Source organism: Bradyrhizobium sp. (assembly GCF_036009065.1).
GTDB lineage: Bacteria > Pseudomonadota > Alphaproteobacteria > Rhizobiales > Xanthobacteraceae > Bradyrhizobium.
Genome location: NZ_DASYMN010000195.1, coordinates 16,141 through 28,486, shown reverse-complemented (window position 1 = coordinate 28,486; position 12,346 = coordinate 16,141). Strand labels below are relative to the sequence as shown.

General features: G+C 62.1%; 10 protein-coding genes. 5 read left to right on the top strand and 5 right to left on the bottom strand.

The annotated features are described in order from the left end of the window. Position 1 precedes the first annotated feature (1 nt). Positions 2-1,414, bottom strand: coding sequence for a cysteine--tRNA ligase (cysS, locus tag VGP39_RS11690; RefSeq protein ID WP_327568264.1), 1,413 nt, complete (start codon positions 1,412-1,414; stop codon positions 2-4). 275 nt (positions 1,415-1,689) lie between these two features. On the opposite strand from cysS, the gene VGP39_RS11685 reads away from it, so the two are divergent. Continuing rightward, positions 1,690-1,998 carry a hypothetical protein gene (locus VGP39_RS11685; protein WP_327568263.1) on the top strand — a complete coding sequence of 103 codons (309 nt, stop codon included), beginning with the start codon at positions 1,690-1,692 and terminating at the stop codon, positions 1,996-1,998. Between the two features lie 126 nt (positions 1,999-2,124). After that, complete coding sequence (locus VGP39_RS11680) at positions 2,125-3,282, top strand: DUF2865 domain-containing protein (protein ID WP_327568262.1); 1,158 nt, start codon at positions 2,125-2,127, stop codon at positions 3,280-3,282. A gap of 183 nt (positions 3,283-3,465) precedes the next feature. Here VGP39_RS11680 and VGP39_RS11675 read toward each other — a convergent pair whose 3' ends face one another. From VGP39_RS11675 to VGP39_RS11665, 3 genes are read right to left on the bottom strand one after another with little or no spacing between them, the layout of a single operon-like run. Further along, positions 3,466-5,223 (bottom strand): NAD+ synthase, encoded by a 1,758-nt coding sequence (locus tag VGP39_RS11675; RefSeq protein ID WP_327568261.1) that lies wholly within the window; start codon positions 5,221-5,223, stop codon positions 3,466-3,468. Between the two features lie 44 nt (positions 5,224-5,267). Then, a complete protein-coding gene (locus tag VGP39_RS11670) occupies positions 5,268-5,621 on the bottom strand; it encodes a diacylglycerol kinase (RefSeq protein WP_327568260.1) in 354 nt (117 codons plus the stop codon). Position 5,622: 1 nt separating this feature from the next. Next, positions 5,623-7,011 carry a class II 3-deoxy-7-phosphoheptulonate synthase gene (locus tag VGP39_RS11665; RefSeq protein WP_327568259.1) on the bottom strand — a complete coding sequence of 463 codons (1,389 nt, stop codon included), beginning with the start codon at positions 7,009-7,011 and terminating at the stop codon, positions 5,623-5,625. 172 nt (positions 7,012-7,183) lie between these two features. Here VGP39_RS11665 and VGP39_RS11660 point away from each other — a divergent pair, with 172 nt between their 5' ends. From VGP39_RS11660 to VGP39_RS11650, 3 genes are all read left to right on the top strand, one after another. Next, entirely contained in the window at positions 7,184-8,089 is a 906-nt protein-coding gene (locus tag VGP39_RS11660; protein WP_327568258.1) for an alpha/beta fold hydrolase, read from the top strand. Between the two features lie 201 nt (positions 8,090-8,290). Further along, complete coding sequence (locus tag VGP39_RS11655) at positions 8,291-10,093, top strand: adenylate/guanylate cyclase domain-containing protein (RefSeq protein WP_327568257.1); 1,803 nt, start codon at positions 8,291-8,293, stop codon at positions 10,091-10,093. A gap of 232 nt (positions 10,094-10,325) precedes the next feature. Further along, on the top strand, positions 10,326-10,739 hold the full coding sequence (locus VGP39_RS11650) for a GFA family protein (protein WP_327568256.1): 414 nt from the start codon (positions 10,326-10,328) through the stop codon (positions 10,737-10,739). A gap of 213 nt (positions 10,740-10,952) precedes the next feature. On the opposite strand, the gene gor is transcribed toward VGP39_RS11650, so the two are convergent. After that, a complete protein-coding gene (gor, locus tag VGP39_RS11645; protein ID WP_327568255.1) occupies positions 10,953-12,338 on the bottom strand; it encodes a glutathione-disulfide reductase in 1,386 nt (461 codons plus the stop codon). Between the last annotated feature and the right edge of the window lie 8 nt (positions 12,339-12,346).

Genomic DNA, 12,346 nt, shown 5'->3' with positions numbered 1-12,346 from the left:
GTCATCGCGCGATCTCCCATGTGGTTCCTTCTTTGGAATCTTTGATGACGACACCCATCGCGACCAGCTCATCGCGGATGCGGTCGGACTCTTTAAAATCCTTTCGCGCGCGCGCAGCGTTGCGTGCCGCGATAGATGCGTTCACAAGCTCCTTGTTCACCGCCACAGCTTTGGGATAGCTCTCAAGATACTCTTTCCTGGTCTTGCCCAGTAGTCCGAGCATCATAGCAGACGCCTTAAGTTTTTCTTTGACGTCTAGTTGCAACCGCCCAACCGTTCCAACACGGCTAGCCGCTATTGCGTGAAGGCTTGCGATTGCGCCTGCCGTATTAAGGTCGTCGCTCAAAAAAGCCGCTACGCTTTCGTCGACTTCTCCCGCCGAGTTCGTATTGTCACCGACAATCTCGTACCACGAATTGAGAGTTTTCTTGCTTTCCTCAAGCGAGGCAACCGTCCAGTCGATCGGCGAACGATAATGCGTCCTTAGCATGTTCAGACGCAGCACTTCACCCGGCCAATCCGCAAGCAGTTCCGTGATCGTCACGAAGTTGCCCTCGGACTTCGACATCTTCCTGCCTTCTACTTCCAGGAAACCGTTGTGCATCCAATAGTTCGCCATCTTTGAAGTGCCGCGCGCGCAACGCGACTGGGCAAGCTCGTTCTCATGGTGCGGAAAGATCAGATCGAGACCGCCGCCATGGATATCGAATACCTCGCCGAGATACGCCTCGCTCATGGCCGAGCATTCGATGTGCCAGCCGGGACGCCCCCTGCCCCACGGGCTGTCCCACCCCGGCTCATCGTCCGATGACCGCTTCCACAACACGAAGTCGCCCGGATTTTTTTTGTGAGCCTCGACGGCGACGCGCGCACCGGCCTTTTGCTCGTCGAGCTTGCGGCCCGACAGCATCCCGTAATCCGGCATAGACGCAGTGTCGAACAGGACTTCGCCGCCCGCCTCGTAAGCATGGCCGCGCGCGATCAATTGCTTGATCAGCGTGACCATGTCCGCTTTGCCGTCCGAACGCGGCAGGACAAAATCGGTGGCGCGCGGCTCAAACGTCGGCGGCAGAGTACCGAGCGCCGCCGCATCGGTGTAAAATTGCGCGGCAGTCTTCTCCGTGACCTTGCGGATCGCTGCATTCAACGGCAGGCCCGGAAAATCCCGCGCCGCGCGGTCGTTGATCTTGTCGTCGACGTCGGTGATGTTGCGGACGTAGGTGACGTGGCTCTCGCCATAGAGATGCCGCAGCAGCCGGAACAGCACGTCGAACACGATCACCGGGCGCGCGTTGCCGATATGTGCAAAATCGTAGACCGTCGGCCCGCAGACATACATGCGCACGTTGTTCGGATCGAGCGGCGTGAACGGCCGCTTCTCCCTGGTCAACGTATCGTAGAGGCGCAGTTCCATGGAAATCCCGTCCCTTGCGGCCGGGCGTCCAGTAATCTCGTGTGAGAAAAGACGGCCTCAGCCAGCTAAACGCTAGCGGATAATCTCGCGGCAAATGCTGCAGATGGCGAGGAAACCGTTCATTTGGTCACCATGGAGCAGCCCATGGCGCCGCGTCAAGGCCCGAAACCGCGGATTTCGACCCCGATCCGGCTTAGCCGCCGCAGCCCATGGTTAATCATTATTAACCATTTGGGTTTATCGAATGAGGGTGATTCCTCATTCCTTGGTGCGACATGCGCTCCATCCATGCATTTTTGGCCTGCATATTCGTGATGGCGGCCTCGGCGGCATCCGCCGACAGCCGGGTATTCATCATCGCCAACCAGGCCGACGGCTACGGCATCGACCAGTGCCTCGCCAAGGGCGAGAAATGCGGGGCGCATGCCGCGCGGTCCTATTGCCAGTCGCGGGATTTTGCCCAGGCCACGTCCTACCGGCGCGTCGATCCCGATGAAATAACGGGATCGGTTCCCAAAAAGGCCGGCGACACCTGCATGGGTGTGGGCTGCCACGAATACGTCGCCATCACCTGCCAGCGGTAGCTCCCGGAGGGGCCGACGGGTCACACCGGCGCCCCGGAAACGACGTGACGCTGCCCCGGTAAGCGGCTATGGGATGCCCGCGCAGGCTGTGCCGCGCCGTTTTCTATTTCGCCCGGAATCGCTCGAATGCCGGATATGGCTAAAACCCAGATGCACTCTCTTTCCAGATGGATTTTGGCCGCCGCCGCCCTGCTCGGTACGCTGAGCGTCGACGCCGTGGCGCAGGTCAATCCGGCGGCACCGGCGCAGCAGGGCGCTGCCGTCAATCCGATGTGTCCGCGGCTGGAAGCCCAACTTGCCACGATCGACCGCGGCGGAGGGGGCGATCCGGCGAAGACCGAGCAAATCCGCCGCTATGAGGAAGCAGCGGCCAAGCAGCAGGGCGAACTCGATCGCGTCACCTCGCAGGCCAAGCGCCAGGGCTGCGACAGTTCGGGGTTCTTCTCGCTGTTCAGCGGCCAGTCCGCGCAGTGCGGACCGATCAACAGCCAGATCCAGCAGATGCGCGGCAACCTCGACCAGATCACCACCAGCCTGGAGCGGCTGCGCGGCGGCAGCGGTTTTGGCAATCCGGAGCGCGACAACCAGCGCCGCTCGGTGCTGCTGGCGCTGGCACAGAACAATTGCGGGCCGCAATACGCCAACGCGGCGCGGGGCGGCGGTAATTTTCTCGATAATCTGTTCGGCAATAACAATAATCCGGCGCCGCCTTCCGATCTCGGCCCGCAATCCGGGACTTTCCGCACCGTCTGCGCCCGCAGCTGCGACGGCGCCTATTTCCCGATCTCGTTCGCCACGGTGCCGAGCCGGTTTCCGGACGATGAGAAGACTTGCAAGAGTCTGTGCCCGGCATCGGAAGCCACCCTGTTCGCCTACCGCAATCCCGGCGAAGACATGAACCAGGCCGTATCGATCACCGGGCAATCCTATTCGTCGATGCCCAATGCGTTCCGCTACCGCAATGAGTTCGTGCCGTCCTGCTCCTGCAAGGCGGTGGGGCAAACCTGGTCGGACGCGCTGAAATCGATCGACGACAAGGCCGCCGCCGAACAGCAGGGCGATATCATCGTCACCGAGGAGAGCGCGAAGAAGATGTCGCAGCCGCCGTCGAAAACGGCACCCGCCGCGCCCAAGAAAAAGGGCGCCGCGCCCGCGACGACAGCCAGCACGCCGGCACCCGCGCCTGAAGCGGCACCTGCAGCGGCAGCACCCTCATCCGACACCGCGCCGGCAAAAGACAGGCCGATCCGTTCGGTCGGACCGACCTTCATTCCCGCGCGCTGAAATCTGAATTCAGATTGAAGCGGAACGCTTCCTTCACCTCTCCCCGAAGGGGAGAGTCGACGCGCATCGCAGATGCGCGGCGGGTGAGGGGCGCCGCGAGTACTGCGTGCATGGACAGACCCCTCACCCGAAGCCTGCGCTGCGCTCCGGCTTCGACCTCTCCCCTTCGGGGAGAGGTGAAGATTACCCCTCGAAGGCTTCCGCCGAGCCCTTGCCCGCGCGCGACACCAGCGTCTCGTCGGCTTCGGGCAGCGCCTTGCCGAGGTCGCGAAACCTGTTGGTGATCGGATAGCGCCGGTCGCGGCCGAAATTCCGCTGCGTCACCTTGACGCCCGGCGCGGCCTGCCGCCGCTTGTATTCGGCAATGTTGAGCAGGCGATCGATCCGCGCCACAACCTCGCGGTCGAATCCTTCCGCGACGATTGACGCCAGCGGTTCCTCGCGCTCCACCAGCCGCTCCAGGATGGCGTCGAGCATGTCGTAAGGCGGCAGCGAATCCTGGTCGGTCTGGTTTTCACGCAGCTCCGCGGTCGGCGGGCGGGTGATGATATTGACCGGGATGACTTCGCCTGACGGACCCAGCGCGCCATCCGGCTTCCATGAGTTGCGCAAGCTCGAAAGCCGGAACACCTCGGTCTTGTAGATATCCTTGATCGGATTGAAGCCGCCGTTCATGTCGCCATAGAGCGTAGCGTATCCCACCGACATTTCCGACTTGTTGCCGGTGGTGACGACCATCGCCCCGGTCTTGTTCGAGATCGCCATCAGCAGCGTGCCGCGGGCGCGGGCCTGCAGATTCTCTTCGGTGATGTCGCGCGGCAGGCCCGCAAAGGTGGCGGCCAGAATTTCTTCAAAGCCGTTCACGGCGGGTGCGATCGGCAGCACCTCGTAGCGGATGCCGAGCGCTTTCGCCAGCTTTGCGGCGTCATCGAGCGACACCTGCGCGGTAAACCGGAACGGCAGCATCACGCCGCGCACGCGCTCTGCGCCCAGCGCATCGACGGCGATCGCAGCGCACAGCGCCGAGTCGATGCCGCCGGATATGCCGAGCAGCACGCCGGGAAAACCGGTCTTGTCGACGTAGTCGCGCAAGCCCAGCACGCAGGCGGCATAGTCGCCCTTGTCGCCTTCGACCAGCGGCGCAATAGGTCCGTCGCAGCGCCAGCCGGCATCGCCCTTGGTCCAGCGCAAGGTGGTCACGCTCTCTTCGAAAGCCGGCAATTGCGCCGCCAGCGACCGGTCGGCGTTCAGCGCAAACGACGCGCCGTCGAACACAAGCTCATCCTGTCCGCCGACCTGATTGAGGTAGACAAGCGGAAGATTGCTCTCGGTGACGCGCGCCACCGCGATCGACAGCCGCAAATCGTTCTTGTCGCGGTCATAGGGCGAGCCGTTCGGCACGATCAGGATTTCGGCGCCGGTCTCGGCGAGGCATTCGACGACGTTTTCATAGTCTTCGGACTCCTCGAGCCAGGTGTCCTCGCAAATCGGCACGCCGACGCGGATGCCGCGGATGGTCATCGGACCGGCCACAGGCCCGCGTGCAAAAACGCGCTTTTCGTCGAACACCCCATAATTGGGCAGGTTGACCTTGAAGCGGATCGCCGCGATCCGCCCGCCGTCGAGCAGCGCGCAGGCGTTATAAAGCTTGCCATTGTCGACCCACGGACTGCCGATCAGCATCGCCGGACCGCCGTCCGCGGTCTCGCGCGCCAACTCCTCGATGGCCGAACGGCATGCCGATTGAAAGGCCGGCTTCAGCACCAGATCTTCCGGCGGATAGCCGGCAATGAACAGTTCGGGGAAGACAACGAGGTCGGCGCTATCAGCCCGCGCCTGCGCACGCGCGGCGCGCGCCTTGGCGGCATTGCCGGCGACATCGCCCACCGTCGGGTTCAATTGGGCCAGCGTAATGGCGAGTTGGGAAGCGGTTCCGGTCATGAATCGATGGTGCCTTGCGGGCGAAGGAACTGCAATCGCCGGCTTCAGATAACGCCAATGCGTTCGGCGATGGCAAAGATCCAGAACGCGCCGGCCATGACCAGGGCGACACCCACGGCTGCCGAACCCATGTCCTTGACCTGCCCGATCTGCGGATCGTGCTCGGTGGTGAGGCGGTCGGCGAGCTTTTCGATCGCGGTGTTGAGCAACTCGACCACCAGCACCAGAACGACGACGGCGATCAGTTCGACCCGCCGCATCCCGGTCGCGCCAACCAGCCAGGCGAGCGGCAAAGCCAGCGCCAGCACGATCAGTTCCTCGCGAAACGCCTGCTCGGAACGGATCGCAAAGGCGAGGCCGTTACGCGAGTTGAGTGTGGCCCGCCAGAACCGCAGCAACTCACAATCCCGCCGCGACCGGCATCGGCTGGACCTTGCCGCCGCGTTCCTGCTTCAGCAGTTCCGCGATCAGGAAAGCCATGTCGATCGACTGCTCGGCGTTGAGACGCGGATCGCAAACCGTATGGTAGCGGTCGTTGAGGTCTTCATCCGTGATGGCGCGCGCGCCGCCGATGCATTCGGTGACATCCTGTCCGGTCATCTCCAGATGCACGCCGCCGGCGTGGGTGCCCTCTGCCGCATGAATGGTGAAGAACGACTTTACCTCCGACAGGATGCGGTCGAACGGCCGGGTCTTGTAGCCCGAGGTCGAGGTGATGGTGTTGCCGTGCATGGGATCGCACGACCACACCACGGCCTTGCCTTCCCGCTTCACCGCGCGGATCGACTGCGGCAGGTGATCGCCGACCTTGTCCGACCCGAAGCGGTTGATCAGCGTCAGGCGTCCCGGTTCATTGTCCGGATTGAGCACGTCGATCAGTTTTAGCAATTCATCGGGCTTCAGCGAAGGACCGCATTTCAGTCCGATCGGGTTCTTGATGCCGCGGAAATATTCCACATGGCCATGATCAAGCTGCCGCGTGCGGTCGCCGATCCAGATCATGTGGCCCGATGTCGCGTAGTGACCACCACTCGTGGAATCGACCCGGGTGAAGGCTTGCTCATAGCCAAGCAGCAGCGCCTCATGGCTGGTATAGAAATCGGTGGTGCCCAGACTCGAGTCCACGGCGAAGTTCAGCCCGCAAGCGCGCATGAAATCCAGCGCTTCCGAAATCCGATCGGCCAGCTCCATGTAGCGCTTGGACTGTGGCGAGCCTTTCACCGATTCCAGCATCCACTGATGAACATTGTCGACCGAGGCATAGCCGCCCTTCGCGAAGGCGCGCAGCAGGTTCAGCGTCGCCGCTGACTGCCGGTAGGCCTCGATCTGACGCCGCGGATCGGGTGTGCGCGCCTCCGGCGTGAAGGCGATGTCGTTGACGATGTCGCCCCGATAGCTCGGCAGTTCTATGCCGTTGAACTTTTCCATCGGCGACGAGCGTGGTTTCGCGAACTGACCGGCGATGCGGCCGACCTTCACCACCGGCAGCGCACCGGCATAGGTCAGCACGATTGCCATCTGCAGAAAGACGCGGAAGAAGTCGCGGATGTTGTTGGCGCCGTGCTCGGCGAAGCTCTCGGCGCAGTCGCCGCCCTGCAGCAGGAACGCTTCACCCGCGGCGACGCGCGCCAGCGCCTTTTTCAGGTTGCGCGCCTCACCTGCAAAAACCAGCGGCGGAAACGTCGCAAGCTGCGCCTCGACATCGGCCAACGCCTTGGCGTCGGGGTAGTCGGGTACTTGCAACACCGGCTTGGCGCGCCAGCTGTCGGGTGTCCACCGCTCGGACATGACGTCAACTCCTGAGCAAAAACCGCTACTTATGTGAGGTAGAAGCGCCGGTTTATACACAGGGTGGCGGCGGTCCGCCAGTTGCAATTCCGCCTTTCGACACAAGCCCTTGCGGATAAAGCCGAATTCGCCTTTGCTGCGGCCGTTGCGAACGTTTACGGGAAGTATCGCGGTGCCAGAGGCGGGGCTGGACGACGTTTTTATCGACGACATCACTTTTCCGGCTATGGACGGGTATTCGCTCGGGGCGACACTCTATCTGCCGCGCGGGGCCAAGCGGCATGCCGTCCTGATCAATTCGGCCGCGGCGGTGCCGCGCAAGCTCTACAAGGGATTTGCCAGCTATCTGGCAAGGCGCGGCTGCGCGGTTCTGACCTATGACTACCGCGGCACCGGGGACTCCCGGCAAAAATCGCTGACCAATTATAGTCAGCCGCGGTCGCTGGTCGGCTTCAAGGCCTCGATGTCCGATTGGGCCGCGCTCGATGTCACCGCGGCGGTGGCTTGGATGCGCGAGCGCTACAAGACCCTGCCGCTCAATTATGTCGGACATTCCTTCGGCGGTCAGGCGCTGGGGCTGCTCCCCAACAATACCGAGGTGTCGCGGGCGCTGTTTATTGCCGCCCAGGCCGGATCCTGGAAACTGATGGCCGCGCCGGAGCGGTATCGCGTCTATGCAATGCTGAATTTCATAGGCCGGCCGCTCACTCGTCTGGTCGGCTACGCCCCGGGCCGCGCCGGGCTCGGCATGGATTTACCGAAGGGCGTGTTCCTGCAATGGGCCAACTGGGCCATGAGCGACCGTTATCTGTTCGACGATCCCGACCTCAAGGCGCTCGCCAACTTCCCGAATTATCGTGGAGCGTTGCGGTCATTGTGCATTTCCGACGATCCGTGGGCGACACGGCCGGGGGTCGAACTATTGTGCTCGGGATTTACCGCGATCACGCCTGACATCCTGACCATCACGCCCTCCGACGCCGGCGCCGCCAAAATCGGGCATCTCGGCTTCTTCAAGGCGGAGCACCGCGACACGCTATGGCGGGGTGCGGCGGAATGGATTCAGGCGACGGAATAAACCGCGAGCGGTTAGCCGAAGGCGTTCCGGCATTTCCGAGATTAACCCCTGACCGGACATGCTGCGGACATACCAAAATCGACGCGAATGACCCAGAACGGATGGATGCCTTACCCATTACCGCTGGGTTCACCCCTCATTTTCGAGGTGTCGCCGCACCTAGTCCCGCGATAGGCTGCCAGCCGGATCAAGGGGCGTATTTTGGCGAAATCGATCGATACTGAGCGCAGGCTGGTCGCGATTTTTGCAGCCGACGTCGAGGGATACAGCCGCCTAATGGAGGCCGACGAGGTCAATACCCTGCGAGATTTGAGCCAACGGCGACGTACCCTTGACGGCATAATTGCCTCCCATCGCGGCCGGATAGCGAATACCGCTGGGGACAGCGTGCTGGCAGAGTTCGGCAGCGCCGTAGACGCTGTTCAATGCGCCGTCGAGGCGCAGGCAGCCCTTACCGAAGCCAACGCGGGACTGTCACACGACCGGCAAATCAATTTTCGGATCGGCGTCCACGTTGGCGACGTCATGATTAGGGGTGGCGACCTTTTCGGCGATGCCGTCAACATCGCTGCACGGCTGCAGACCCTCGCCAGCGCAGGCGGCACCTGCATCTCCGGCGTAGCGCACGATCAGGTCAGAAAAATTCTGCCCTTTGTGTTCGCTGACCTAGGTGCCCAGTCCGTCAAGAACATCGAGGAGCCGGTTCGAGCCTTTGCCGTGACTGCAAAGGGCGCAGCGGCGGTGTATCCAGTGGGCTCCTCGTCAGCGCCGCCGGACACTCACAAGCCACTCCCGCTCCCCGACAAACCGTCGATTGCCGTTCTGGCGTTCAACAACATGAGCGGCGATCCGCAACAGGATTACTTTGCTGATGGAGTAGTCGAGGACATCATCACGGCGTTATCCCGTTTCAAGGCGCTGTTTGTCATCGCCCGCAACTCCAGCTTCACATACAAGGGGCGCGCTGTCGACGTGAAGCAGGTTGGGCGCGATCTTGGGGTACGTTATGTACTGGAGGGTAGCGTTCGCAAGGCCGCAAACCGCGTGCGTATCACGGGACAGCTCATCGATACGGCAACCGGAGCACATATTTGGGCAGACCGGATCGACGGTGGTCTGGACGATATCTTTGATCTCCAGGATCAGGTGACCGCGAGCGTTGTGGGGGCGATCGCGCCAGCGATGGAAAAAGCCGAGATCGAACGAGCCAAACGCAAGCCGACCCAGAGCCTCGATGCCTACGACCATTATCTGCTGGGGATAGCGGCAACTCACTCGGTATTTGAGGGAACTGAGGACGCCGTCAGCGAGGCGCTGCGATTGTTCTACCGGGCTATTGAACTCGACCCCAATTATGCTTCTGCTTATGGAATGGCCGCGTGGTGCCACGTCTTGCGCAAGAACTATGGCTGGATGCCTGACGATGCGCAGGCAATCGCCGAAGTTGAGCGCCTTGCCCGGCAGGCGGCTCGTTTGGCTAAGAACGATGCGGTCCCACTGTACACCGGCGGGTTCGCGCTCGCTCGACTCCTCGGCCACCTTGACGCTGGCGCCGCCCTGATCGATAGGGCTCTGGCGCTTGATCCGAATCTGGCAGCAGCATGGCACCTCAGTGGCTGGGTGAAAATTTACCTCGGCGAACCGGAAATGGCGATTGAGCACATGGCGCACGCAATGCGCCTGAACCCACTCGATCCGCTCATTTTGGGAATGCAGAACGGGACCGCAGCTGCCCATTTCCTTGCTGGTCGATATGACGCGGCATCGTCGTGGGCGGAAAAAGCGCTACAGCAGAATTCGAATTATCTTCCCGGTATACGCATGGCCGCGGCAAGCCACGCGCTCTCTGGGCGACTCGTACAGGCGCAGAAAGCCTTGACCCGTATGCGCCAGATCGACCCGAAGTTGCGAATTTGCAACCTCGCCGAGATTGTCCCTTTTCGTGCGGCGAAGGACGTCGCCAGGTACGTAGAGGGCCTGCGAAAAGCGGGGTTGCCGGAGTGATTGGAGCATTGGGAGCGGCACTACGGATTGCTGTTCAGAATTTGGATTAGTCCCGCACGTCTCCTTTTTGGCACTTGGCGGACGTCTTGGGGCTCACAGGTGGCCGACGACGAGATCGAGCGGCTCAGTCGTGAGCCCCTCTTTGGACGCCTCCCGTCAGTCGTAGACAGCTAGAGCGAGGTAAGATTAAATCAGGTGGCCACCACCATGAACAGGCAGGGAGACAGATGCGATGCCGACGATCGAGGGAGGGTGCCTCTGCGGTGCCGTACGCTACCGCTCTGACGCTGAGCCGCTGATGCAAGTGGTCTGCCATTGCGAGACCTGCCGCAAGAACTCGGGCTCCGCCTTCTCGATGAACGTCGCCGTGCCGCAGGACACGCTCCGCATCGAAAGCGGCAGTCCGCGCCGTTACGAGGATCATAGCGGCGCGAGCGGCAAGGCGTTCTACCGGTTCTTCTGTGGCGACTGCGGCTCCCACGTCTACAGCCACGGCGCGGCATACGGCGCCATCGTGTTCATTAAGGCTGGCACGCTCGACGACTCGAGGTGGCTCGCACCCAACCTTCATATCTGGTGCGCCGAAAAACTGCCTTGGGTCGGTATTCCCGAGGGCGCCACCCAGGCACCCGCGAACCCGAACTAAGCAGGACAGCAATTCTCCGCATCGAACCAGCGCAACCGATCAACGCGCCTTCATCGTCGTCCGCCATTCCCGCGCTACCGGGCTAGAGTATCTGCGACTGCTTGGATCTGCTATTGGCACTTTTCGGACATGGCGCCCTGTCCGACTTGGGTCCGTTACGCGCAATAAAGCGGACGTCCGCCGACTGATCTGAACTTCTGGATTCACGCACGATTATTCCGCGGCCTGCCGCACATAGCGCGCGGTCGGCGTGCGCATGGTCACGAGTTCTTCCGCGGCGGTGGGATGCAATGCCATGGTCGCGTCGAAATCAGCCTTGGTCGCTTTCATTTTGACGGCGATGCCGAGCACCTGCACGATTTCAGCAGCGCCGTCTCCGACCACGTGACATCCGACGACGCGGTCGGTCGTGCCATCGACGACAAGCTTCATCAGCACGCGGGTGTCGCGGCCCGACATCGTCGACTTGATCGGTCTGAAATCGGTCTTGTAGATATCGACATGGCTGAACTGCGCCCTCGCCTGCGCCTCGGTCAATCCCACCGTGCCGACTTCCGGCTGCGAGAACACCGCGGTCGGAATATCGGCGTGATCGACCTCAACCGGGCGCTTGCCGAACACCGTATCGGCAAAAGCGTGCCCCTCGCGAATTGCGACCGGCGTCAGGTTGGTGCGATGGGTGACATCCCCGATCGCGTAGATGTTGGGCACCGACGTGCGCGAGAAGCCGTCGACCGCGATCCCGCCATTGCCCGGATTGATGGCGACGCCGGTTTTCTCCAGCCCGAGATTGGCGACGTTCGGATGCCGGCCGATCGCGAACATCACCTGCTCCGAGGCAATGCTGGAACCGTTGGTCAGATGCGTGGTGAATTCATTGGCGTGCTTGTCGATGCCGCGGACGGTGCAGCCGGTGAGGATGGTGATGCCTTCTTTTTCCATCTCGGCCCGCACATGGGTGCGGACGTCCTCATCGAAACCACGAAGGATGTTGTCGCCGCGATAAACCACCGTCACGTCGGAGCCGAAGCCCGCGAAAATGCAGGCGAATTCCAGGGCGATATAACCACCGCCTTGAATCAAGATGCGCTTCGGCAACGCGGCTAGATGAAACACCTCGTTCGATGAAATCACGTGGTCGATGCCGGGAATCGTCTGGCCATGGTTGGGCGCGCCACCGGTCGCAATCAGCACGTATTTTGCGGTCACGGCTTCGCCCGTTCCGAGGCGAAGCGTGTGGGCATCTTCGAACACCGCGCGGGTTTTGACGATGCGCGCGCCGGATTTCTCGACATTCGCGGTGTAGATGCTTTCGAGCCGCGCGATCTCCTTATCTTTGTTGGCGATCAGGGTCGGCCAGTCGAACGTGACCGGGGGAATTGTCCATCCGAAGCCCGCGGCGTCCTCGATCTCGAAATGGATGTGCGAAGCAAGAACGAGAAGTTTTTTCGGCACGCAGCCCCGGATCACGCAGGTGCCGCCCATCCGGTATTCCTCGGCGACCATGACGCGCGCGCCGTAGCCGGCGGCGATGCGCGCGGCGCGAACGCCGCCCGAACCGCCGCCGATGACAAACAGGTCGACGTCGAAATCAGCCATCTGCTCTC

Coding starts and splice junctions, on each gene's coding strand:
- cysS (WP_327568264.1), bottom strand. CDS start 1,414: ATGGAACTGCGCCTCTACGATACGTTGACCAGGGAGAAGCGGCCGTTC.
- VGP39_RS11685 (WP_327568263.1), top strand. CDS start 1,690: ATGCGCTCCATCCATGCATTTTTGGCCTGCATATTCGTGATGGCGGCC.
- VGP39_RS11680 (WP_327568262.1), top strand. CDS start 2,125: ATGCCGGATATGGCTAAAACCCAGATGCACTCTCTTTCCAGATGGATT.
- VGP39_RS11675 (WP_327568261.1), bottom strand. CDS start 5,223: ATGACCGGAACCGCTTCCCAACTCGCCATTACGCTGGCCCAATTGAAC.
- VGP39_RS11665 (WP_327568259.1), bottom strand. CDS start 7,011: ATGTCCGAGCGGTGGACACCCGACAGCTGGCGCGCCAAGCCGGTGTTG.
- VGP39_RS11650 (WP_327568256.1), top strand. CDS start 10,326: ATGCCGACGATCGAGGGAGGGTGCCTCTGCGGTGCCGTACGCTACCGC.
- gor (WP_327568255.1), bottom strand. CDS start 12,338: ATGGCTGATTTCGACGTCGACCTGTTTGTCATCGGCGGCGGTTCGGGC.